This window comes from Bradyrhizobium oligotrophicum (genome assembly GCF_051168495.1).
GTDB lineage: Bacteria > Pseudomonadota > Alphaproteobacteria > Rhizobiales > Xanthobacteraceae > Bradyrhizobium > Bradyrhizobium oligotrophicum_A.
In genome coordinates this window covers 183352-204547 of record NZ_JBNPVB010000013.1, presented here as the reverse complement: position 1 = coordinate 204547, position 21196 = coordinate 183352, and the positions used below count along the sequence as shown (strand labels likewise).

The 21196-nt window shown below is 65.1% G+C and carries 24 protein-coding genes; 5 read left to right on the top strand and 19 right to left on the bottom strand.

Going from position 1 to position 21196, the window contains the following annotated elements; all coding sequences use genetic code 11:
* Positions 1-125: 125 nt before the first annotated feature.
* The 4 genes from ACQR1B_RS23960 to ACQR1B_RS23945 all read right to left on the bottom strand — a co-directional run bounded on the left by ACQR1B_RS23960 (position 126) and on the right by ACQR1B_RS23945 (position 4035).
* Positions 126-1715: a class I adenylate-forming enzyme family protein gene (locus tag ACQR1B_RS23960; protein ID WP_434834024.1), complete on the bottom strand. Its 1590-nt coding sequence runs from the start codon at positions 1713-1715 to the stop codon at positions 126-128.
* Between the two features lie 158 nt (positions 1716-1873).
* Positions 1874-2698: a 3-methyl-2-oxobutanoate hydroxymethyltransferase gene (gene panB, locus ACQR1B_RS23955; protein ID WP_434834023.1), complete on the bottom strand. Its 825-nt coding sequence runs from the start codon at positions 2696-2698 to the stop codon at positions 1874-1876.
* 2 nt (positions 2699-2700) lie between these two features.
* The gene (locus ACQR1B_RS23950; protein ID WP_434834022.1) at positions 2701-3288 is read right to left on the bottom strand and encodes an NnrU family protein; all 588 of its coding nucleotides are present in this window, start codon (positions 3286-3288) and stop codon (positions 2701-2703) included.
* A gap of 150 nt (positions 3289-3438) precedes the next feature.
* Positions 3439-4035, bottom strand: coding sequence for a hypothetical protein (locus ACQR1B_RS23945; protein ID WP_434834021.1), 597 nt, complete (start codon positions 4033-4035; stop codon positions 3439-3441).
* A gap of 161 nt (positions 4036-4196) precedes the next feature.
* On the opposite strand from ACQR1B_RS23945, the gene ACQR1B_RS23940 reads away from it, so the two are divergent.
* The 3 genes from ACQR1B_RS23940 (at position 4197) to ACQR1B_RS23930 (ending at position 6275) form a co-directional block, all read left to right on the top strand.
* Complete coding sequence (locus ACQR1B_RS23940) at positions 4197-4928, top strand: aspartate/glutamate racemase family protein (RefSeq protein ID WP_434834020.1); 732 nt, start codon at positions 4197-4199, stop codon at positions 4926-4928.
* Between the two features lie 82 nt (positions 4929-5010).
* The gene (locus ACQR1B_RS23935) at positions 5011-5877 is read left to right on the top strand and encodes a S1C family serine protease (protein WP_434834019.1); all 867 of its coding nucleotides are present in this window, start codon (positions 5011-5013) and stop codon (positions 5875-5877) included.
* Positions 5874-6275 (top strand): response regulator transcription factor, encoded by a 402-nt coding sequence (locus ACQR1B_RS23930; protein ID WP_434834018.1) that lies wholly within the window; start codon positions 5874-5876, stop codon positions 6273-6275. Before ACQR1B_RS23935 ends, ACQR1B_RS23930 begins: the two co-directional genes overlap by 4 nt.
* A gap of 103 nt (positions 6276-6378) precedes the next feature.
* On the opposite strand, the gene ACQR1B_RS23925 is transcribed toward ACQR1B_RS23930, so the two are convergent.
* The 11 genes from ACQR1B_RS23925 to ACQR1B_RS23875 form a co-directional block, all read right to left on the bottom strand.
* Entirely contained in the window at positions 6379-6879 is a 501-nt protein-coding gene (locus ACQR1B_RS23925) for a helix-turn-helix domain-containing protein (RefSeq protein ID WP_434834017.1), read from the bottom strand.
* Entirely contained in the window at positions 6821-7219 is a 399-nt protein-coding gene (locus tag ACQR1B_RS23920; protein WP_434834016.1) for a type II toxin-antitoxin system RelE/ParE family toxin, read from the bottom strand. Before ACQR1B_RS23920 ends, ACQR1B_RS23925 begins: the two co-directional genes overlap by 59 nt.
* A 337-nt stretch (positions 7220-7556) precedes the next feature.
* Positions 7557-9176, bottom strand: coding sequence for a peptide chain release factor 3 (locus ACQR1B_RS23915; protein WP_434834015.1), 1620 nt, complete (start codon positions 9174-9176; stop codon positions 7557-7559).
* A gap of 427 nt (positions 9177-9603) precedes the next feature.
* Positions 9604-10611, bottom strand: a complete 1008-nt coding sequence (locus ACQR1B_RS23910; protein ID WP_434834014.1) for an anion permease — start codon at positions 10609-10611, stop codon at positions 9604-9606.
* 14 nt (positions 10612-10625) lie between these two features.
* Complete coding sequence (locus ACQR1B_RS23905) at positions 10626-11270, bottom strand: DUF47 domain-containing protein (protein WP_434834013.1); 645 nt, start codon at positions 11268-11270, stop codon at positions 10626-10628.
* Between the two features lie 144 nt (positions 11271-11414).
* A complete protein-coding gene (locus tag ACQR1B_RS23900; RefSeq protein ID WP_434834012.1) occupies positions 11415-12383 on the bottom strand; it encodes a branched-chain amino acid ABC transporter permease in 969 nt (322 codons plus the stop codon).
* A 1-nt stretch (position 12384) separates the two neighbouring features.
* Positions 12385-13248 carry a branched-chain amino acid ABC transporter permease gene (locus ACQR1B_RS23895; protein ID WP_434834011.1) on the bottom strand — a complete coding sequence of 288 codons (864 nt, stop codon included), beginning with the start codon at positions 13246-13248 and terminating at the stop codon, positions 12385-12387.
* Between the two features lie 80 nt (positions 13249-13328).
* The gene (locus ACQR1B_RS23890; protein ID WP_434834010.1) at positions 13329-14552 is read right to left on the bottom strand and encodes an ABC transporter substrate-binding protein; all 1224 of its coding nucleotides are present in this window, start codon (positions 14550-14552) and stop codon (positions 13329-13331) included.
* A 45-nt stretch (positions 14553-14597) separates the two neighbouring features.
* The gene (locus ACQR1B_RS23885; RefSeq protein WP_434834009.1) at positions 14598-15344 is read right to left on the bottom strand and encodes an ABC transporter ATP-binding protein; all 747 of its coding nucleotides are present in this window, start codon (positions 15342-15344) and stop codon (positions 14598-14600) included.
* The gene (locus tag ACQR1B_RS23880; protein WP_434834008.1) at positions 15337-16092 is read right to left on the bottom strand and encodes an ABC transporter ATP-binding protein; all 756 of its coding nucleotides are present in this window, start codon (positions 16090-16092) and stop codon (positions 15337-15339) included. Before ACQR1B_RS23880 ends, ACQR1B_RS23885 begins: the two co-directional genes overlap by 8 nt.
* Before the next feature lie 343 nt (positions 16093-16435).
* Complete coding sequence (locus ACQR1B_RS23875; RefSeq protein ID WP_434834007.1) at positions 16436-16792, bottom strand: ArsC family reductase; 357 nt, start codon at positions 16790-16792, stop codon at positions 16436-16438.
* A 218-nt stretch (positions 16793-17010) separates the two neighbouring features.
* Here ACQR1B_RS23875 and ACQR1B_RS23870 point away from each other — a divergent pair, with 218 nt between their 5' ends.
* Complete coding sequence (locus ACQR1B_RS23870; protein ID WP_434834006.1) at positions 17011-17205, top strand: hypothetical protein; 195 nt, start codon at positions 17011-17013, stop codon at positions 17203-17205.
* A gap of 321 nt (positions 17206-17526) precedes the next feature.
* Here the strand turns inward: ACQR1B_RS23870 and ACQR1B_RS23865 are convergent, their stop codons facing one another.
* Both ACQR1B_RS23865 and ACQR1B_RS23860 read right to left on the bottom strand, forming a co-directional pair.
* A complete protein-coding gene (locus ACQR1B_RS23865) occupies positions 17527-18495 on the bottom strand; it encodes an oxygenase MpaB family protein (protein ID WP_434834005.1) in 969 nt (322 codons plus the stop codon).
* Entirely contained in the window at positions 18492-19196 is a 705-nt protein-coding gene (locus tag ACQR1B_RS23860; RefSeq protein WP_434834004.1) for a glutathione S-transferase N-terminal domain-containing protein, read from the bottom strand. Before ACQR1B_RS23860 ends, ACQR1B_RS23865 begins: the two co-directional genes overlap by 4 nt.
* Positions 19197-19318: 122 nt before the next feature.
* Between ACQR1B_RS23860 and ACQR1B_RS23855 the strand changes: the two genes are divergently transcribed.
* Positions 19319-19696, top strand: a complete 378-nt coding sequence (locus tag ACQR1B_RS23855) for a hypothetical protein (RefSeq protein ID WP_434834003.1) — start codon at positions 19319-19321, stop codon at positions 19694-19696.
* Positions 19697-19698: 2 nt separating this feature from the next.
* Here the strand turns inward: ACQR1B_RS23855 and ACQR1B_RS23850 are convergent, their stop codons facing one another.
* Entirely contained in the window at positions 19699-19926 is a 228-nt protein-coding gene (locus ACQR1B_RS23850) for a hypothetical protein (RefSeq protein WP_434834061.1), read from the bottom strand.
* Between the two features lie 78 nt (positions 19927-20004).
* Entirely contained in the window at positions 20005-21081 is a 1077-nt protein-coding gene (locus ACQR1B_RS23845) for an Acg family FMN-binding oxidoreductase (RefSeq protein ID WP_434834060.1), read from the bottom strand.
* Positions 21082-21196: the final 115 nt, after the last annotated feature.

The following is a 21196-nucleotide window of genomic DNA, read 5'->3' as shown; positions in this document are numbered from 1 at the left end:
GCGCGAGCCGCCATCACCCGCACGTCGGCGCCGATACCGTATCGGTATGGCGGTGGCAAGGCGAGTCCAGCCGAATCAAGGCGTTACCCCCGTCCCGCAGCCGCCACACTGGACGAAGGCCGCTATCATGCCGTCAAGGCGTCGCGCAACTGCCGTTTCATCACCTTGCCGTTGGCGTTGCGCGGCAAAGGGTCCGCCGTCACGACCAGGGTGTCCGGGACCTTATAGTCCGAGAGCCGCTCGCGGCACCAGCTGCGCAGGGCCTCGGCGCTCGCAGGCTCTCGCGTGACCACCACGGCATGGACCCGCTCACCGAGCACCGGGCATGGTCTGGCGACGATCGCGCTCTCGATCACGGCGGGATGTGCGGCCAGCACGGATTCGACCTCCGCCGAATAGATCTTCAGCCCGCCGCGGTTGATCATGTCCTTCTGGCGGTCGAACACCCGCACGAAATTGTCCGCATCGATGGAGCCGAGGTCGCCGGAGTGCCAATAGCCGGCGGTGAAGCTCTCGGCGGTGGCTTCGGGCTTGTTCCAATAGCCCTTGATGACCTGGCCGCCGCCGATCCAGATCTCGCCGATCTCGCCGCGCGGCAGTTCGCGGCCCTCGGCGTCCATGATCAGGATGCTCGCACCGGGGCACGGCAGCCCGACGCTGTCGATGTGGCGGGCCGTGAGATCCGGCGGCATCAGGGTCGATGGCGAGGTGGTCTCGGTCGAGCCGTAGGCATTCACCAGCCGCAGACCGGGGATCTTCGCCGCCAGCTTCTCGATCGTGGCCACCGGCATCGGCGCGCCTCCGAAGCCGCCGATACGCCAGGACGAGAGGTCGTGGCTGTCGAAGTCGGACTGCAGCAGGCAGAGATTGTACATCGCCGGAATGACGGTGTAGGTCACACGCTCGCGCGCGGCGAGCTTGAGATATTCGCCGGCCTTGAACTCCGGCATGATGATCAAGGTGCCGGCACAGCGCGCCATGCTGGTGATGTTGGCGACGACGCCCGTCACATGGCCGAGCGGCACCGCCGCGATCGAGCGGTCGGCTTGCGTCAGTCCGAGGCAGGCCTCGTAGATCATCGAGGCGTGTACGATGTTGCCATGGGCGAGCATCGCGCCCTTGGGCCGGCCGGTGGTGCCCGAGGTGTAGAGGATCATCGCGGTGTCCTCTTCGACCACGGCGGACGCGTCGATCTGCTGCGCATGATCGGCGAGCGCCGCAAAGCCGGATCGTGCGGGATCGTTGTCGACGGCGATGCGCTGCAACAATCCAGTCGTCTCGCTTGCGGCCGGCAGCCGGTCGGCCAGCACGGCCTCGTGCAGCAGCAGCCGGGCGCCGCAATCGTTCAGTACATAGGCGATTTCCGGCGTCTGCTGCCGCGTCGACAACAGCACCGTGATCAGGCCGAGCCTGGCGGCCGCGAACAGCGTCAGCACGAATTCGACGCGGTTGCCGAGCAGCAGCGCCAGCCGGTCGCCCCTGCCCAGTCCCCTCGCCTGCAGCCCGCCCGCGATCCGCGCCGCAATCGCCTGGGCCTCGCGCCACGACAGTCGGACAGGTCCACAGACCAGTGCCTCGCCGTCGCCATTGCGCGCTGCCGCGTCCTCGACCATGGCCCAGATACCCGCCGGCCGCGTCTTGAACAGCGGCACCACCCGGTCGCCGAACCGCTGCTCGAGGCGCAGCGGCGGCGTTACATAGGTCGACCAGTCCATGGCATGTCCTCGCGCTCGGCTTCTTGTCGTTGGTCACCGCGATGCGGATCCGACCAACATAACCAACAGCTGTTGCGCTTGGCTATCTCGCGTCGCCGCAAGGGGCCCCGTGGCATGCCGCCGCGTTCGCGACGACGGTCCGCATGACGACCGAGCCGTCAGGTCCTGGCCTTCATGCCATAGACATGTTCCGCCGCCGGAAAGGCGCGAGCGCGCACGTCGGCTGCGTAGCGTTCGACCGCCTCGTCGATCGCCGGACCGAGATTGCCGTAGCGGCGGACGAATTTCGGTGCGCGCGGCGACAGGCCGAGCATGTCCTCCAGCACCAGCACCTGGCCGTCGCAGGCGGCGCTGGCGCCGATACCGATGGTGGGGATCGCGACCTGCTGTGTAATCCTGCGTGCCAGCGGCTCGGCCACGGCCTCGATCACCACCGAGAACGCACCGGCCTGGGCGATCGCCGCAGCGTCGTTCTCGATCGCGGCCCAATCCGCCTCGTCGCGGCCCTGCGCACGGAACGAGCCGAGTGTGTTGATCGATTGCGGCGTCAGGCCGATATGGCCCATCACTGGAATGCCGCGCGCGCTGAGGAAGGCGACCGTCTCGGCCATCCGTTCGCCGCCCTCGAGCTTGACCGCGCCGCATTGCGTCTCCTTCAGGATCCGCACCGCCGCATGAAAGGCCTGCTCCTTCGACGCCTCGTAGGAGCCGAACGGCATGTCGACCACGACCAGCGCCTGGCGCGAGCCGCGCATGACGGCGCAGCCCTGCAGGATCATCATCTCCAGGGTCACCGGCACCGTGGTCTCGAAGCCGTGCATCACGTTCCCGAGGGAATCGCCGACCAGGATGACATCGCAATGGCGGTCCACCAGGGCCGCGGTATGGGCGTGGTAGGAGGTCAGCATCACGATCGGCTCCCCGCCCTTGCGGGCGCGGATCTCGGGCGCCGTCTTGCGGCGGATGGTCGACTGCACCGACACCGCTACCCCCCCATGATGGGAATGCCGAGCACGACGGGATGGAACGCGAAGGCCAGCGCGAGATAGACGACGATGCCGACAACCACCGCAATGATGTCGTTGCCGACGCCGCCGACCGGGATCGGCGGCCCGCCGGCGTCGGTGCGCCGCTTCAGCGAGATGCGGTCGAACACGGCCCAGGCGAGGATCGAGCCGAACAGGATGATGCCGCCGAGATCGCCATTGCTCAGCAGGTGGCCGAATGCCCACAGCTTCACGCCGGCCAGCATCGGGTGCTTGAGCGCGGTGTAGATGCGGCCGCGGATATAGGCGGCGACGACCATGATCACGGCCGGCAGCATCAGCGCGAGATTGATGTGCTTGAGCGCCTTCGGGGGCGTCCAGACCTGGATCCAGCCGCCGCCATTGCGGTACTCGGCAAAGCCCCAGACGATCAAAGCGAGGCCGGCGAGCGCGACGATGGTGTAGACGAGCTTGTAGGTGCCCTCGCCCAGCCGCGCGATGACCTGGGCGCGCGCCTGGCGCCGGGTCGTGAACACATGGGCGCCGAGAAACAGCACCAGCCCCACCACCATCACCGGAAGTCCCACGGCGTCCCCCTTCGCATGCACGCGACCCGTTGCGTGGGCATCGGTATCATTTCTCCGGGCGCTCCCGCAACGTGGCGCGGAGATCACGATCCGTCCCATCTCGCGATGGGATCGTTCGCACGGCAAGAAATATCGTGCCGCAACGTCGGACTATTGCTGCTGCGACGTCGTCTTCAGGTCGCGGTTGTCGACGTAGCGGATCGCGATCGGCCGCCCGGCGAGCGCGCCGCCGAGCCCTGCGGTGAACTTGAGCGGCAGGCAGGCGTCGAGCGAGGCATTGATTGCCTTCAGATAAGTCGAGCGGGTGTCCGCCGAGACACCTGACGTCGCGAAGGTCAGGCGCGGCGGCGCGATCATCTCGCCCGTCCGCTTGAAGCTGAAGCGCACCGTCATCTGCATGCCGGCGCGCGCGCTGTCATCCGGCGGCGGTGCCCAGCAGGAGCGCAATTGTGCGAACAGATCGCCGATCGTGTCGAGATCGTGATCCGGCTTCTGGTATTTGGCGGCCTGGTCCTTGGGAGGCCTGCTCTCGATCGTCAGCTGCAGGTTCTGCCCGTACGGATAGTTCACCTCCGGAATGCACGGCCACGGCCCGTAGACGCTGCAGAACGAGGGCGTGCACGGCTGTTCGTCGAGCACGCTGCACGGCGTGTGCGCGAACGGCACCGGGTTGATCTGCCGCCGGCGCGCGTCGGCGGGGGCGCAAGCGGCCGCCATCATCAGGAGGAGCACGACGACACGAAGCATGGGACTCTCGGGATCTGATAAATCTGAGTTGGTTCCGACGGCGGAATTCGCAAGCTCAATCCCGTTCACGTCTGCGCGTTCCGGTGACGCGCACGGCCCTCGACCGTAACAGCGGAACTCGGCTAGAACACGGCAGGATACGACAACAGACGGACGCACCGATGAGCCGCCCCAGCGAGACCGTGATCAACGTCATCAACCCCAACATGACGGCAACGATGACCGAACTGATCGCAAGAGCGGCCCAGGCGAGCGCCAGCCCGACGACGCGGATCGTCGGGCGCACCGCGCGGTTCGGCGCCGCCTCGATCGAGGGCCACTACGACGAGGCGATCGCCGCGGTCGGCATGCTCCAGCAGGTCGAGGCCGGGGACGCCGACGGCTGCCACGCCCATGTGATCGCCTGCTTCGGCGATCCCGGCCTGCTCGCGGCGCGCGAATTGTCGGCCGTGCCCGTGCTCGGCATTGCCGAAGCCGCGATGCACGCGGCGAGCTTCGTCGCCACCCATTTCAGCATCGTCACGACCTTGTCGCGGACCAAGGTGATCGCCGAGCACCTGGTGCGCAATTACGGCATGGAGCAGCATTGCCGAAAGGTGCGCGCGGTCGACGTCGCCGTGCTCGATCTCGACAAGCCCGAGGCCAATGTGCGCGGCACCCTGCTCGGCGAATGCCGCGCCGCGCGCGATCAGGACGGCATCGGCGCCATCGTGCTCGGCTGCGCGGGCATGGCGGATCTCGCACATGACCTCTCCACCGAACTCGGCATTCCCGTGATCGACGGCGTCGCCGCCGCCGTACGCTTCGCGGAGGCGCTGGTCGGGCTCGGGCTGAAGACGTCGAAGCATGGCGACCTTGCGTTCCCGCTGCCGAAGGCGCGGACGACGCTCTGAAGCTGGTCGACTACCTGATCGGGTAGTTTCGAAACCGCTTCGGAGACGCCAAATTGGGACCAGACCCATTCTGGAGCGTCCCATGCCCGATCCATCCACCCTCGCCTCGCTATCGTCGGCATTGACGACTGCCGTCGCGCAAGCCGCGCCTGCGGTCCTCACCGTCTCCTCGCACCGCAGCCGCGCCACGGGCTTCGTCTGGAAGCCGGGCCTTGTCGTCACCGCCGACGAGGCGCTGGCGGACGAAGGCGAAATCGTGCTCGTCTTTGCCGATGGCACGCAAAGGCCGGCCACGGTGGCGGGCCGCGACCATACCACCGACATCGCCCTGCTCCGCTTCGATGGCGGCGCTGCGGGACCGGCCCAGCTCTCCGGCGAGATGCCCGCGCTCGGCTCGCTCGCGGTCATCGCCGCTGCTGAGCACGGCATGCCAACGGCCGCGCTCGCGATTGTGTCGAAATCCGCCGGTCCCTGGCGCAGCTTGCGCGGCGGCGACATCAATGCGCGGATCGAGCTCGACATCAGGCTGCGGCACAGCTCCGAAGGCGGCCTGGTGCTCAACGCTTACGGTCACGCGATCGGCATGGCCGTGCGCGGGCCGCGCCGCACGCTCCTCATTCCAGCGGCCACGATCGAACGGGTCGCCGCGAAGCTCGAGACGCACGGCCGCATCGCGCGCGGCTATCTCGGCGCCGGACTGCAGCCGGTGAAGCTCGACGACGGCCTCGGCGCGATGATCATGAGTGTCGACAAGAACGGTCCGGCCGCCACCGCCGGGCTGCGCCAGGGCGACGTCATCACGGCGCTCAACCATGAGCCATTCAGCGGCATGCGCGCCTTGATGCGCGAACTCGGCCCCGACAGCGTCGGCGCGGTGGTCGAAGTGGCGGCGCTGCGCGGCGGCGAGACGATGCGCGTTGCGCTGACGATCGGTGAGAGGCCGGCGTGAGCGAGGACGAGCGCGCGCCGATCACGATCGCAATTGCCGTCGACGATGCCGAACTCGCCGACCGGCTGGCGGCGCTGCTCGGCGGCATCGCCGGCCTCCGGCTCGTCGCGCCCGACGAGAGCGCCGATGTCGCGGTCGTGGGCCCCGACAGCGGTGACACCGCCGAGCGCAGCGCTATCGGCGATCGCAGGAGCGATACGTTCCAGCTCACCGCGCGCGAGCGCGACGTGCTGGCGCTGATGGCCGAGGGCTGCTCCAACAAGGAGATCGCGCGCAGCCTCGGCATCTCCGTGCACACCGCGAAATTCCACGTCGGCTCACTGCTCGACAAACTCGATGCCACCGGCCGGACGGATGCCGTGGCCCATGCGGCGCGGCGGGGGATCATCGAGCTGTGAGCGTACAAGCCTCCAACGACGAGCCCTCACGCGATCAAAATCGTCTTGAATTGAAAGGCGCTTGGATCGAAAGCTGGGGCCTGAGCGACCTCGATTGATCCGATCACAAGATCGCATCGATGCCTTTACGCTTGATCACATTGAGCATGGCAAGCGTCGAGCCAGTCGGCACCTTGTCGCCGCGTTCCAACTGTGAAACGTAACCAGGCGTGATGTTCAAGACCTTGGCGAAGACGCCCTGGCTCATGTTTGCGCGCTCGCGCAACTTGCGGATTTCACCGGCCGAGAGCCGCTGGACAAAAGACGTCTCGATCCCCGCTCCCAAGTGGCGCAAGGTGATCTTCTCGTAACCCGCTTTGTCCATGACGCCGGATTCATACATGTCTCTGGCGGTCTCCAGCAGAGACGCGGCCAGGGAGCCGGCCGTTTTCCGGGCCGTTTTCGGCAACGTCGGTTTTTCATCGACGATGTTCGACCGACGCGCGGTTGACTTGAGCTTCGAAGGCCTGCGGACGTCGTGCGCGGCTGCCCCAAGCGGGCCAGTCCTAGTTTTCGTTTTTGTTCTCTTTCCCACCTTCGCGCTCCATCTCCAGTAGATTGCCATCCGCCACCGCTCCGTCGATCGTCTTGGAGGAGGCCTGCAACCAATAGCGTGCGATGTCTCTCAAGGTTCTTAGTTCGTCCACCCCGATATTGCCGATGTCGCTCTTGGCAAAGACATGCAGGAATATCGACATCGTTTTCGTGCGATAGGCAAGCAACACGCGATATCCGCCGGATTTGCCTGCCCCGGGACGTGCCACCCGCTGCTTGATCACACCACCACCGAGGTCTGCTTCGATGAGACCGCGCTCGGCATCCGCGACAGCCTGGACGAGGCTTGCGTCAGAAATCCCTGCGCGGCGGGCAAGTCGAGCAAAGACCCTGACTTTGAATATCCGCAACGGAGGCCAGCTCCTAATACATAGTACTATAGCACGGAGTGTTATCTTTTCAAGACAGTCGTTGCTCGTCGCATCACACGATCGAGATGCCAATATTCGCGACGGATTCGCGAATGCGACAAGCTCGACGCCAGATGGCGGACTCTTTACGCACCCCGCTCATAACGCCGGGCAGCAGGGCCGCTGTCAGTTTTCGATAGCCGTCCGACCCCTGCACGCGTCATTCAAGGGCACTCGCAGGGCGAGCCCGAAATCCATCGGGCGCCGGGGCAAGAGGCGGAAATGGATTCCGGGCTCATGGCTTCGCGATGTCCCGGAATGACGAAGGCGCGAAGCCCTACGCCTTCTTCTTCACGTCCTTGACGTTGGAGAACACGATGCCTTCGGCGCGCTCCTTGGTGTAGCCGAGATAGAACTCGTTCTTGGCGAGGAACACCGGATCACCATCGACGTCGTCGGCGACGCCGGAATTGTTGGAGGCGATGAACGCCTCGAGCTTCTTCTTGTCGTCGCAGGAGATCCAGCGCGCCAGCGAGAACTCGGAGATCTCGAACTCGACGGGCAGTGAGTATTCGGCATCGAGCCGCGCCTTGAGCACGTCGAGCTGCAGCGGACCGACCACGCCGACCAGGGCCGGCGCGCCGTCGCGCGGCCGGAACACCTGCACGACGCCCTCCTCAGACATCTGCTGCAGCGCCTCCTTCAGCTTCTTCGCCTTCATCGCGTCGGTGAGGCGGACGCGGCGGACGATTTCCGGCGCGAAGCTCGGCACGCCGACGAAGGTCAGGTCCTCGCCCTCGGTCAGCGTATCGCCGATGCGCAAAGACCCATGGTTGGGAATGCCGACGACGTCGCCGGCAAAGGCTTCGTCGGCGACCGAGCGGTCCTGCGCGAAGAAGAATTGCGGGCTCGACAGCGGCATGGCCTTGCCGGTGCGCACCAGCTTCGCCTTCATGCCGCGGTTGAGCCGGCCCGAGCACAGCCGCGCAAACGCGATGCGGTCGCGGTGGTTCGGATCCATGTTCGCCTGGATCTTGAACACGAAGGCGCTCATGCGCGGCTCGGCGGCGTCGACCTTGCGCAGGTTCGACTCCTGCGCGCGCGGCGACGGCGCGTAGCGGCCGAGGCCTTCCAGCAGGTCGCCGACGCCGAAATTGCGCAGCGCGCTGCCGAAATAGACCGGCGTCAGATGTCCCTCGCGAAACGCCTCCAGCTCGAACGGCTTGCAGGCTTCCTTGACCAGCTCGAGCTCGTCGGTGATCTGGGTCATGTCGAGATTGGCGTTGATCTTGCCGAGCTCGGAGATCTCGATCTGCTGCGCGGCGCCGGTCTTGGCGCCGCCGCCTTCGAGCAGGCGCACGCCGCCGTCGCGGATGTCATAGGTGCCGATGAAGTCGCGGCCGCGCCCCACGGGCCAGGTCATCGGCGTGGTGTCGAGCGCCAGGGTCTTCTCGATTTCGTCGAGCAGATCGAAGGTGTCGCGGCTCTCGCGGTCCATCTTGTTGATGAAGGTGATGATCGGAATGTCGCGCAGGCGGCAGACTTCGAACAGTTTTCGGGTGCGCGCCTCGATGCCCTTGGCGGCGTCGATCACCATCACGGCCGAGTCGACCGCAGTCAGCGTCCGGTAGGTGTCTTCGGAAAAGTCCTCGTGGCCCGGCGTGTCCAGCAGGTTGAAGACCAGCCCCTCGAATTCGAAGGTCATCACCGAGGTGACGACGGAGATGCCGCGCTCGCGCTCGATCTTCATCCAGTCCGAGCGGGTGTTGCGGCGCTCGCCCTTGGCCTTGACCTGCCCGGCGAGGTTGATCGCGCCGCCGAACAGCAGCAGCTTCTCGGTCAAGGTGGTCTTGCCGGCGTCCGGATGCGAGATGATGGCAAAGGTGCGCCGGCGCGCCACCTCGTCGGACAGTGGCGAGCGGGACGGCTGGTCGGTGGTGACGGCGGTATCGGACATGGGGCGGCGGACGTCGTTTCAGGGCCAGAGAGCGGGCGATGTCTTGGGAAAAGCGCGGGCTCACGGCCGCCGCGCGCCCTCCATATAGGCGTTTTGCACCGCAACTCCAACCGGGGAGTTCACCGTACGGGCCAAGCCCTGCTCCGCGGCCGTCCTTCGAGACGCGCGCCAAGCGGCGCGCTCCTCAGGACGAGGTCGGAATGCGTGGCGAGGTTGCGGCGAGATTCGACGCCGCCCCTCTCCATGAGCAGTCTACGTGCGGGGCCGGCCTCGGCGCCAACCCTCTCCATGAACACGCCTCTCGGCGTGTTCATGGTCCGGTGTGCAGTGCCTCGGCTTTTGCCCCTCATGGTGAGGAGCGCCGCCCTTGCGGCGCGTCTCGAACCATGAGGCCCCAAACACCTCCGAACGGCGCTCTCGGAGCTCGTCAGTGCCGGAGCACCGACACCAGCCAGAACGTCAGCGCCGAGACGATGGCGGAAGCCGGAATCGTGAAGATCCAGGCATAGACGATCGATCCGGCCACGTTCCAGCGCACTGCCGAGGCGCGCCGGGCCGCACCGACGCCGACGATGGCACCGGTGATGGTGTGAGTGGTGGAGACGGGCACACCGAGGAAGGTCGCCAGGAACAGCGTGATCGCGCCGCCGGTCTCGGCGCAGAAGCCCTGCATCGGGTTCAGCTTGGTGATGCGCAGGCCCATGGTGCGGACGATCCGCCAGCCGCCCATCAGGGTGCCGAGCGCCATCGCCGCCTGGCATGACAGCACGACCCAGAACGGCACCGTGAACTCGTTGCCGAGATGGCCCTGCGAGTACAGCAGCACGGCGATGATGCCCATGGTCTTCTGCGCATCGTTGCCGCCATGGCCGAGCGAATACAGCGAGGCGGAGGCGAACTGCAGGATGCGGAAGGCGCGGTCGACCGCGAACGGCGTCGAGCGCACCGAGGCCCAGGACACGATCGCGACCAGGATCATTGCCAGCACCAGGCCGACCACCGGCGACAGCACGATCGCCAGCACGGTCTTCGACAGGCCGCTCCAGACCGTGGCCGAGAGGCCGGCCTTGGCGAAACCCGCTCCGACCAGGCCGCCGATCAGCGCATGTGAACTCGACGAGGGAATGCCGGCCGCCCAGGTCACCAGGTTCCAGACGATGGCGCCGACCAGGGCTGCGAAGATCACCTGCGCATCTACGATCGCAGGATCGATGATCCCGGTGCCGATGGTCTGGGCGACGTGAAGGCCGAACACCGTGAAGGCGACGAAATTGAAGAACGCGGCCCAGAACACCGCATATTGCGGCTTGAGCACGCGGGTCGAGACGATGGTCGCGATCGAGTTGGCGGCGTCATGCAGGCCGTTCAGGAAGTCGAACGCGAGCGCGACGCCGATCAGGCCGATCAGGATCGGAAGACCGAGGGGAGCATCCACAGCGCGGCCCTGCCCTAGACCTGTTCGATCATGATCGAATTGATCTCGTTGGCGACGTCGTCGAAACGGTCGGCGACCTTTTCCAGATGGTCGTAGATCTCGGCGCCGACGATGAAGTCCATGGTATTGGCGTTGCGGTGCTTGAGGTACAGCTCCTTCAGGCCGATGTCGTGGAGGTCGTCGACCCGGCCTTCCAGCTTGGTCATCTCCTCGGTGATCGCGGTGATCATCGGCACGTTCTGGCCGATCGCCTGTAACAGCGGCAGTGCCTTGCCGATCAGGTTGGCGCACTCGACCAGCAGCGTGCCCATCTCACGCATGGTCGGCTCGAATTCCTTGACCTCGAACAACACCACGGCCTTGGAGGTCTGCTGCATCTGGTCGATGGCGTCGTCCATCGAGGTGATCAGGTTCTTGATGTCGCCGCGGTCGAACGGCGTGATGAAGGTGCGGCGGACGGCGGTCAGCACCTCGCGCGTGATGTTGTCGGCCTCGTTCTCGAACTGGCTGACGCGCTGGCAGTGGACCAGAATGTCGTCGCCACCCTGCAACATGTCCTGGAGCGCATGCGCGCCTTGGATCACCACCTTGTTGTGGCGGGCGAACAAATCGAAAAACCGCTCCTCCCGCGGGAGGACGGCGCGAAACCAGTTCAGCATGGGACGAGATCCATCGGGTCCGAAAACGGGCCAGGGCCGGCCCGTCACAGAACTGTCATATCCCGGATCCCGCGCCAGCAGAAGCGGCGGCGCGATCATCCACCGCTTTCTACCTTTCGGATGATTCTTCTCTAAATCAATGACTTAGAGGGAGCGCTTGAACAGATGGGCGAGTTCCCCGACCACGCCGCGGCGGAAGGTGAGCACGCAGGCGACGAAGATCACGCCCTGGATGACCGTCACCCACTGGCCGAAGCCGGACAGATATTGCTGCATGCCGACGATCACGAAGGCGCCGACGACCGGGCCGAACACCGTCCCAAGGCCGCCGACCAGGGTCATCAGCACAATCAACCCGGACATCGAGACCTCGACGTCGGTCAATGAGGCATTCTGAGCCACGAACACCTTCAACGCGCCGGCCAAGCCGGCCAGCGTCCCCGACAGAATGAAGGCGAGCAGCTTGTAGTGGTCGGTCTTGTAACCCAGCGAGATCGCGCGCTGCTCGTTCTCGCGGATCGATTTCAGCACCTCGCCGAACGGCGAGTTGATGGTGCGGAAGATCAAGAGGAAGCCGGCCAGGAAGCCCGCCAGCACGACGTAATAGAGCACCGTCGGCTTGGACAGATCGAGGATGCCGAACATCCGGCCCTGGGGAATGCCCTGGATGCCGTCCTCGCCATGGGTGAAAGGCGCCTGCAGGTAGATGAAATACAACAGCTGCGACAACGCCAGGGTGATCATGGCGAAGTAGATGCCCTGGCGGCGGATCGAGATATAGCCGGTGACGACAGAGAGGACGAACGATCCGGCGACGCCTGTGAGGATACCGAGTTCCGGCGGCAGGCCCCACACTTTCAGCGCATGCGCGCTGCAATAGCCGGCCGTCCCCAGGAACATCGCGTGGCCGAACGACAGCAGGCCGCCATAGCCGATCAGGAGATTGAAGGCGCAGGCGAGCAGCGCGAAGCACAGCGCCTGCATGACGAAGAACGGATACAGCCCGGTCCACGGCACGATGGCGAGCAGCGCCGCCATGATGACGAACACGATCATCTCGTCGCGCATCGCGCGCGGGGTGATCGGCAGGGTCGCGTCGGTGATCGATGTCATGTCAGGCCGCCCGTCCGGTCAGACCCGTCGGCTTCACCAGCAACACCAGGACCATCAGAACGAAGACCACGGTGTTGGAAGCCTCGGGATAGAAATATTTGGTCAATCCCTCGATCACGCCCAGCGCGAAGCCGGTGATGATCGAGCCCATGATCGAGCCCATGCCGCCGATCACGACCACCGCGAACACGACGATGATGATGTGCTCGCCCATCAGCGGCCGCACCTGATTGATCGGCGCCGACAGCACGCCGGCCAGCGCCGCGAGCCCGACCCCGAGCCCGTAGGTGAGCGTGATCATGCGCGGCACGTTGATGCCGAACGCCCGCACCAGGGTCGGATTTTCGGTGGCGGCGCGCAGATAGGCCCCGAGCCGGGTGCGCTCGATCAGGAACCAGGTCGCCAGACACACGACCAGAGAGAAGATGACGACCCAGCCGCGATAGACCGGCAAATACATGAAGCCGAGATTCATGCCGCCACGGAGCTGATCGGGAATGGCATAAGGCAGGCCGGACGAGCCGAAGAAGTTCTGGAACACGCCCTGAATGATCAGCGCCAGTCCAAACGTGAGTAGCAGCCCGTAAAGATGATCGAGGCCGGCGATCCATTGCAGCATGGTCCGCTCCAGGGTCATGCCGAAGATGCCGACGATGATCGGCGCCAGCAGCAGCGCCCACCAGTAATTGATGCCGCCGAGGTTCAGCAGGAAATAGGCGCAGAATGCACCCATCATGTAGAGCGCGCCATGGGCGAAATTGATGATGTTGAGCATGCCGAAGATGACGGCAAGCCCGAGACTGAGCAGCGCGTAGAACGAGCCGTTGATCAGTCCGACCAGGAGCTGTGCGTAGAGGGCCTGCATCGTCTTGTTCTGTTTTCTCTCGGCGTTTCCGTAAGCAAGGACAGCTGCCCCGGCGGCATCAGCCACCAGGGCGGCAGCGGCTATTTCTTCAACAAGGCGCACGCGCTCTTGTCGAGCGGCGTGAAGGCCTGGTCGCCCGGCACCGAGCCGACCAGCTTGTAAAGATCCCACGGCGACTTCGATTCGGACGGCTTCTTGACCTCGAACAGATAGGCGGTGTGGATGGTGCGGCCGTTGGGCTGGATCTCGCCCTTGCCGAACAGCGTATCCTCGGTCGGGATCGACTTCATCTTGTCGACGATCTTGACGCCGTCATGCGGGTTCTCGCCAAGCGCATCCAGCGCCTTGAAGTAGTGCGCGAGACCGGCATAGACGCCGGCCTGCACCATGGTCGGCGGCGCGCCGTTCTTCATCCGCTTGGCGAAGCGCTCGGAGAAGGCGCGGGTCTGATCGTTCATGTCCCAGTAGAAGGTCTCGGTGAAGTTGAGGCCTTGCGCGATGTCCAGCCCGATCGACTTGACGTCGGTGAGGAACAAGAGCAGCGCGGCGAGCTTCTGGCCGCCCTTGGTGATGCCGAACTCGGCCGCCTGCTTGATCGAGTTGGTGGTGTCGCCGCCGGCATTGGCCAGCCCGATGACCTTGGCGTTCGACGACTGCGCCTGCAGCAGGAATGAGGAGAAGTCGGAGGTGTTGAGCGGATGCTTGACGCCGCCGATCACCTTGCCACCATTGGCGGTCACGACGGCCGTGGTGTCGCGCTCCAGCGCCGCGCCGAACGCGTAGTCCGCGGTCAGGAAGAACCAGGTCGAGCCGCCCGCCTTGACCAGCGCCTGGCCGGTGGTGTGCGCCAGCATGTAGGTGTCGTAGGTCCAGTGCACCGTGTTCGGCGAGCACTGCGCGTTGGTGAGGTCGGAGGTCGCAGCACCTGAATTGATGTAGACGCCGTTCTTCTCCTTGACGACGTTGTTGACGGCCAGCGCCACGCCTGAATTCGGCACGTCGACGATGATGTCGACCTTGTCGACGTCGAACCATTGCCGCGCGATCGAGGTGCCGATGTCGGGCTTGTTCTGGTGGTCGCCCGAGATCACGTCGATCTTCCAACCCTTGGCCGTGAGGCCAGAATCCTCGATCGCCATCTGCGCCGCGAGCGTCGAGCCGGGACCGCCGAGGTCCGAATACAAGCCGGACTGATCGGACAGCGCGCCGATCTTGACCGTCTTGTCGCCGGCCGAAGCGATGGTGCCGGCTGCGAGTGTGAGCGCCGACCCCAGCAGCAACGACGCGATGAATTTGTTCTTCATGGTCTCACTTTCCAAAAACATTCCAAGTACCGTCGCCGGCGCCGGTCAGACGCCGAGATAAGTATGCAGCTTGTCCATGTTGGCGGACAGATCGGCGTTGGCAAAACCGTCGATGACCTTGCCGTGCTCGACGACGTAGTAGCGGTCCGCGACCGTCGAGGCGAAACGGAAGTTCTGCTCGACCAAAAGGATCGTGAAGCCCTCCTTCTTCAGCCGCGCGATGGTGTGGCCGATCTGCTGGATGATGACGGGCGCGAGCCCCTCGGTCGGCTCGTCCAGCATCAGGAAGCTGGCGCCGGTGCGCAGGATGCGCGCGATCGCCAGCATCTGCTGCTCGCCGCCGGACAGCTTGGTGCCCTGGCTCCTGAGCCGCTCCTTCAGGTTCGGAAACAGCTCGAAGATCTGGTCGAGGGTGAGCCCGCCCGGCCGCACCACCGGCGGCAGCAAGAGGTTCTCGCGCACGTCGAGGCTTGCGAAGATGCCGCGTTCCTCCGGGCACAGCGCGATGCCGAGCCGCGCGATCTTGTCGGAGGTCATGCGGATCAGCTCACGGCCGTTGAACGCGACCGAGCCGGTGCGCTTGCCGATGATCCCCATGATCGACTTCAGGGTCGTGGTCTTGCCGGCGCCGTTGCGTCCGAGCAAGGTCACGACCTCGCCGGCATTCACGGTGAAGTTCATGCCGTGCAGAATGTGGGATTCGCCGTACCAGCTCTCGAGATTCTTGACGTCGAGAATGGTCCCGGCCGCAGCGGCCGGCGCTGGCTTCGTTGCCGTCATCACCTCAGCCATGTCCGGCCCCCAGATAGGCTTCCTTGACGCGCTCGTCTTTCGACAGCTCCGAATACGGTCCCTCGGTCAGCACCTGCCCGCGCGTCAGCACGGTGATGGTGTCGGAGAGGTTGGCGACGACGCTGAGATTATGCTCGACCATCAGGATGGTGTACTTGGCGGAGATGCGCTTGATCAGGCCTGCGATCTTGTCGATGTCCTCATGGCCCATGCCGGCCATCGGCTCGTCCAGCAGCATCATCTCCGGATCGAGCGCCAGCGTGGTTGCGATCTCCAGCGCCCGCTTGCGTCCATAGGGCATTTCGACCGCCGGAATATTGGCGAACTCGCTCAGGCCGACGTCGTTCAAGAGCTCCAGCGCACGGCCGTTGAAGCGGTTCAGCACGCTCTTGGAGCGCCAGAAATCGAACGATGCGCCATGCTGCCGCTGCAGCGCGACGCGGACGTTCTCCAGCGCGGTCATATGCGGGAAGACCGCAGAGATCTGGAACGAGCGGACCAGGCCGAGACGCGCCACGTCGGCCGGCGCCACGGCCGTAATGTCCTGACCCTTGTACAGGATCTTACCGGCGGAGGGCCGCAGAAACTTGGTCAGCAGGTTGAAGCACGTCGTCTTGCCGGCCCCGTTCGGGCCGATCAGCGCGTGAATGGTGCCCCGGCGGATCTTGAGCGAAACATCGCGAACGGCAAAAAATCCCGCGAATTCCTTCGTCAATCCGTGGGTCTCGAGAATGAACTCGTCAGCCAAACAGATTTCCCCCCGAGCCGGCGCGTACCGCGCCTGGCCCTCGCTTCTTCCTGTACGGCGGCTCTGCCGGATGGCTGGACGATTCCTCGTCGCCACCCGAGACCGCTTCGCGCCGGAATATGCCGTCAATCGAGGGAGTTAGGCAAGGCAGAAAGGTGGGCAACGCTGTCGCAAGGCGCACCGCGCACCTGACATTGAAACTATTTCAGCTTGCCCGTGGACATAGAATACCATGCCACCATCGTTGTTCTCGCCGCCCGCGGGTTTGGCACCGGCATGGCGGCCAGAATGATCCTTCGTGACCGCGGCGGTGCGATGCCTGGATTTTACCAGTTCTGGCCTGCTACTTCGCGCCCTTGACCTCCTTGGCGTAGATGTCGGGTTTGAAGCCGACCACGCGCCGGCCACCGAGATCGAGCACCGGCCGCTTGATCATTGAAGGCTGCGCCAGCATCAGCGCGATCGCCTTGCTCTCGGTCAGTCCATCCTTGTCGGCGTCGGGCAGCTTCTTGAACGTGGTGCCGGCGCGATTGAGCAGCACCTCCCAGCCGACCTCGTCGCTCCACGCTTTGAGAGTGGCCTTGTCGATGCCGGCCGTCTTGTAGTCGTGGAAGTCGTAATCCACGCCATGCGCGTCGAGCCAGGCGCGCGCCTTCTTCATCGTATCGCAGTTCTTGATTCCGTAGATCGTGATGCTCATGCCGCGCGTCCTCAAACTACCGTGTCCGGCCGCTGCGGCTGTGCCAGGTTGCGACAACAGGCCCCGTATTTTGCAGTGCGTTTCACCCGCTTTTGATGCGGCGGACGCCCTTCGTTCCGCGGTCGGAATTCACTCCGACCTTTGCCACGAAACTGTCGGCTGAGCATTACATTTTCTTCGCATCCCCGGCGTATCTGGCGCACGAACAGGAGACCGCGATGGGCAAGATCATGATACGTTGTCCGCAGACCGGCCGCAGCATCGAGACAGGGATGGAAATGGACGCCGAGCGCTTTCAGCGCATGCCCGTATTCTTTTCGCGCGCCTACTGCCCGCACTGCCGCATCTACCATGAATGGTTCGCCGCTCACGCCTGGGTCGAGAAAACGCGCGAACGCATTGCGGTCGCCTGACCGCACACGGAAATAGCGTATGCCGCGCGCGTTGCGTCGCGACCATCACGACAACGAGACAGCACGGCAACGAGACAGCAAAGCGGTGATAACGCCCCCGGTGAGTGCCTCGCCGATGTTGCCGCCCCGATCGAACGGAGAATCGGCCGGCGTCTGCTTGCACTGCTCGAGTTCGCCGAGTTCCTCCTCAATCGTCGGGCAGTCACCGGCCGATAGACGAAGACCTCCTCGTCCTGACCGCTCCGCATGATCGCGCAAGCCGTAGATCGACCGACATGGTCGGGCCTGAATCGATGCGGTCACGAGCTGTGATGAGGCCCTTCAGCCGTCGGTGCGGTGCGGCGCTCCACCTGTGGCCGGCATCAGCGGCTGGCCGATCCAGGCGCGGTTGAGCAGCCGCGTGAATGGCGGGCATTCGCGGCCTTTGATGCGCGCCAGTGCCTCCTGATATGGCCCGACCGTCCGCACGCGCCCCGGCAGCAACGCATAGGCACGCGGCAGCCAGATGCGAGCCCGCGCGGCGCTGCGGCGCTCGCGCTCTCCGTACGGCAGCGCGAAAGCAAGGCGCAGCCGCTCCGGCAGCATCTCGGCGGTCAGCGCGGTGAACCAGCGCGGCGGTCCGATCGAGGTCGCCTCACCCGAAAAGATGCGCTGCGCGATGTCGCGCGCGGAAGCGCTGACCGTCAGCGTCTCGGAGTCCATCATCGCGGCCGTATAGGCCTTGAACGACTCCCAGTCAGGCGGCAGCACCTCGTGCGGAATTCCGAACAGGCGTGCGAAGCGCATCGCCTCGCGCCAATATTGCTCGCGCTGCTCCGCTGTCAGCGGCGGACACAACAGGCCGTAGGACATCATCGCGGTCTCGACCAGCGTGGCATGGACCCAGCGCAGCGCTTCCACGTCGTTGGCGAGGAAACGCGAGCCAGCAGCGAACGGTCCGGCCGTCTCGGGCATCACGCCGTCGACGGCGGCATGGCGCCGGTACAGCCGGCGCGCCACAGCGACGGCTTGCGCGCGCGTGCCGAACACCATGGTATAGACGATGCCGAAGGTGCGATGGAAACGGCCGAGCGGATCGGCGAACACCTTCGACTGTCCGGCAATGCCGGCCGCGACCCAGGGATGGGCGAGTTGCAGCAGCAGCGCGCGTCCGGCGCCGAGAAACAGCGCGGCCTCGCGATGCACCCGCCACATCACGCTGTCCGGGCTGAGCACGCCGTCGCCCGGCACGGCAGGCGCCGACAGCACCTCCGCCAAACAACGCTCGACATCGGCCTCGCCGACGATCACGGCCGCTTCGGGATCTCCAGCCCGCGCTGCACCGCCGGCCGCGCCAGGCCACGTTCGAGCCACGCCGGCACGTGCTTCAGCGTATCGAAATCGACCAGCTCACGCGCGCCATAGAAGCCGATCAGGTTGCGCATCCAACCGAGCGTGGCGATGTCGGCGATGGTGTAGTCGCCATCCATGATCCACTGCCGGCCATCGAGCCTGCTGTCGAGCACGCCAAGCAAGCGCTTGCTCTCAACGACATAGCGCTGCAGCGGCCGCTTGTCCTCGTACTCACGGCCGGCGAATTTGTGGAAGAAGCCGAGCTGCCCGAACATCGGGCCGATGCCGCCCATCTGGAAATGCAGCCATTGCAGCGTCTGCCAGCGCCGCGCCGGATCTGCGGGGAGGAATTGTCCGGTCTTCTCGGCGAGATAGTGCAGGATCGCCCCCGATTCAAACAGGCCGAGCGGCTTGCCGCCGGGACCGTCGGGATCGACGATCGCCGGGATCTTGCCGTTCGGATTGAGCGAGAGAAATTCCGGCGTCTTCTGGTCGTCCTTGCCGAAGTCGATCGCGTGCGGCTCGTAAGCGAGCCCCGTCTCCTCCAGCATGATCGAAACCTTGACGCCGTTCGGCGTCGGCAACGAATAAAGCTGGATCCGGTCGGGATGCTGCGCCGGCCAGCGCGCGGTGATGGGAAAGGCGGAAAGATCGGACATCCTGGGCTGCTCGCGCTGGCGTTGATCGATCCAATCTAAGGCCTGATGGCAGCGCCGCAAGGTGTATGAGGAACCGGGCGGACAAACCGGTCTTATCTGGTCGTCACGTGCAGAAAGCCTGCATGCCGAGCGCAACCTACCAGCTGGTCCTGCAGGCGATGATCGCGCGCCGGCAGGTCCTTTGCGTCTATGGCGGCTTCGCCCGGGCGTTCTGTCCGATCATCCTCGGTCATACCGCGGATCGCGAGCGCGTGCTGGCGTTCCAGTTCGCTGGCGGCGCAAGCAGCGGCCTGCCACCGGGCGGGCAATGGAAGTGCTTGGACATTGCCGCAATGAGCGAGGTCGAATTGCGTGAGGGTCGCTGGCATGCGGGACGACACCATCGCCGGCCCCAATATTGCGTCGCGGAGGTCGAATACGACGTCAATCCGGACAGCCCCTATGAGCCGATACGAACGGTCACGACACGGCGCCGGAGCCGACCCGTGCGGAAGCGCTGACGCTACTGCGGCTCGCGCAGGCGCACGCGCAGGAGAGCCGGCAGTTTCGCCGTGGCCTGATGTTGCACGAGCTTCGCGACGACACGTTTCATCAGCGCCGATGCGCCCTGCTTCGCGAACACCTTGATGCCGCGCGCGCTGAAGTCGACGACCACCTCATGATGACGCATGCCTTTGCCGCCCTTGACCAGGCCAAGGTCGCGCACCAGGCAATAATGCCCGTCGCTCATGCGTGCCAATCGGGTGTTCTCGAACATGTCATGAGCAATGCATCGAGTCGGGATTCCGTCAAGATTGACAGGAACGACTCATGAACTCAGCACGGCACCGACCGGCCGCCGTGGCGCATGGGGCAGTGCAGGGCCATAGCCGAAGCGTAGCACGAGATCCGGCCGGCGCTTCGTCCCAATCAAGCGCGCAAGCTCGGGACGCAAGGCAGCCACTTCGACCGGCTGATTGATGAAGGCGAGCTTGAGCCCCAGCCGCGTCGCTTCCAGTGCAAAGCGCTGACACGCCTGCCCGGCCTTGATCCAATGCGCGGGATTGGCCTGCTCGGCCGCGAACACGGCAATCCCTGCCGAGGATACGATCTGGCGGGCATATTTGTCGTTCTCGGCGGATGCATCGAACAGGCGATCGAACGCGATGCCGCCGATGGCCGTCGGCAAGGATGGATTGCCGCTCGCGGCGGCAAGCAGGCCATCCCCCGTCTCCATCGCGCTGCGCGGATTGAACCGGATCCAGTCCTTCAGCTCGCGCATGAAGGCTGCATCATGCATCTGAGCATCGTTGCCGGCGATGACGAGATCGCGGATCGCGGCAATGCCAGCAGGCTCCGTGACGAGAGCGAGATCGACGCCGGGCACGACCGCTGCCGATCGCAGGGCCGCGAGGTCGCCGGATGATACGGGCCGTCCGTCGTACTCGGCCCGCGTCGATTGCCTGCGCACGATCGCCTTGAGCAGCGGATCATCATGCGATGGTCCGCTGCTGAAGCTGTATCGCACCGTCTGCCCGTCGGTCGTCACCTCGCCGGGACGGCCGCTCGCAGCGGCCGCGATTGCGAGGTTGGCGGCGGCGCAGCCGAGGCTGACGAACAGATGATGGTCATCGGGATCGACCACCGGCGTCCGTCGCGACAGATCGGGGAGGATCTCGATCGCGCCGCCGGTGAGGCGAAAGCGCCAGGGCTGGGTGTTGTGGCCGTTGGCCGCGAGCGTCGCGTAACGGATCACATCGGCGATGTCAGGCGACAACGGCGCGCGCAGCCGTGCGGTGTAGTCGTCATACGCGGACATCGTCCCCGTGGCCGTGCGCCATGCGCCGGCGCCCAACACGGCGCCCCCAAGCGTGCCACCTGCGAACAGGAATTGCCGTCGGTTCATGGAAACGCGCTCGCGATTTGCCGTGATATTGCCTGGGATCACGATACGCATGCACCACACCAGTGCGTTGTTGCAGATCAACACCGCAACGACGAACTTAAAAAGCCCGCTGTTC

Excerpts from the sequence above, each read along its gene's own strand:
- ACQR1B_RS23960 (WP_434834024.1), bottom strand. The coding sequence starts at position 1,715 with ATGGACTGGTCGACCTATGTAACGCCGCCGCTGCGCCTCGAGCAGCGG.
- ACQR1B_RS23945 (WP_434834021.1), bottom strand. The coding sequence starts at position 4,035 with ATGCTTCGTGTCGTCGTGCTCCTCCTGATGATGGCGGCCGCTTGCGCC.
- ACQR1B_RS23940 (WP_434834020.1), top strand. The coding sequence starts at position 4,197 with ATGAGCCGCCCCAGCGAGACCGTGATCAACGTCATCAACCCCAACATG.
- ACQR1B_RS23935 (WP_434834019.1), top strand. The coding sequence starts at position 5,011 with ATGCCCGATCCATCCACCCTCGCCTCGCTATCGTCGGCATTGACGACT.
- ACQR1B_RS23925 (WP_434834017.1), bottom strand. The coding sequence starts at position 6,879 with ATGGCAATCTACTGGAGATGGAGCGCGAAGGTGGGAAAGAGAACAAAA.
- ACQR1B_RS23915 (WP_434834015.1), bottom strand. The coding sequence starts at position 9,176 with ATGTCCGATACCGCCGTCACCACCGACCAGCCGTCCCGCTCGCCACTG.
- ACQR1B_RS23905 (WP_434834013.1), bottom strand. The coding sequence starts at position 11,270 with ATGCTGAACTGGTTTCGCGCCGTCCTCCCGCGGGAGGAGCGGTTTTTC.
- ACQR1B_RS23900 (WP_434834012.1), bottom strand. The coding sequence starts at position 12,383 with ATGACATCGATCACCGACGCGACCCTGCCGATCACCCCGCGCGCGATG.
- ACQR1B_RS23895 (WP_434834011.1), bottom strand. The coding sequence starts at position 13,248 with ATGCAGGCCCTCTACGCACAGCTCCTGGTCGGACTGATCAACGGCTCG.
- ACQR1B_RS23890 (WP_434834010.1), bottom strand. The coding sequence starts at position 14,552 with ATGAAGAACAAATTCATCGCGTCGTTGCTGCTGGGGTCGGCGCTCACA.
- ACQR1B_RS23885 (WP_434834009.1), bottom strand. The coding sequence starts at position 15,344 with ATGGCTGAGGTGATGACGGCAACGAAGCCAGCGCCGGCCGCTGCGGCC.
- ACQR1B_RS23875 (WP_434834007.1), bottom strand. The coding sequence starts at position 16,792 with ATGAGCATCACGATCTACGGAATCAAGAACTGCGATACGATGAAGAAG.
- ACQR1B_RS23870 (WP_434834006.1), top strand. The coding sequence starts at position 17,011 with ATGGGCAAGATCATGATACGTTGTCCGCAGACCGGCCGCAGCATCGAG.
- ACQR1B_RS23860 (WP_434834004.1), bottom strand. The coding sequence starts at position 19,196 with ATGTCCGATCTTTCCGCCTTTCCCATCACCGCGCGCTGGCCGGCGCAG.
- ACQR1B_RS23855 (WP_434834003.1), top strand. The coding sequence starts at position 19,319 with ATGCCGAGCGCAACCTACCAGCTGGTCCTGCAGGCGATGATCGCGCGC.
- ACQR1B_RS23850 (WP_434834061.1), bottom strand. The coding sequence starts at position 19,926 with ATGAGCGACGGGCATTATTGCCTGGTGCGCGACCTTGGCCTGGTCAAG.
- ACQR1B_RS23845 (WP_434834060.1), bottom strand. The coding sequence starts at position 21,081 with ATGAACCGACGGCAATTCCTGTTCGCAGGTGGCACGCTTGGGGGCGCC.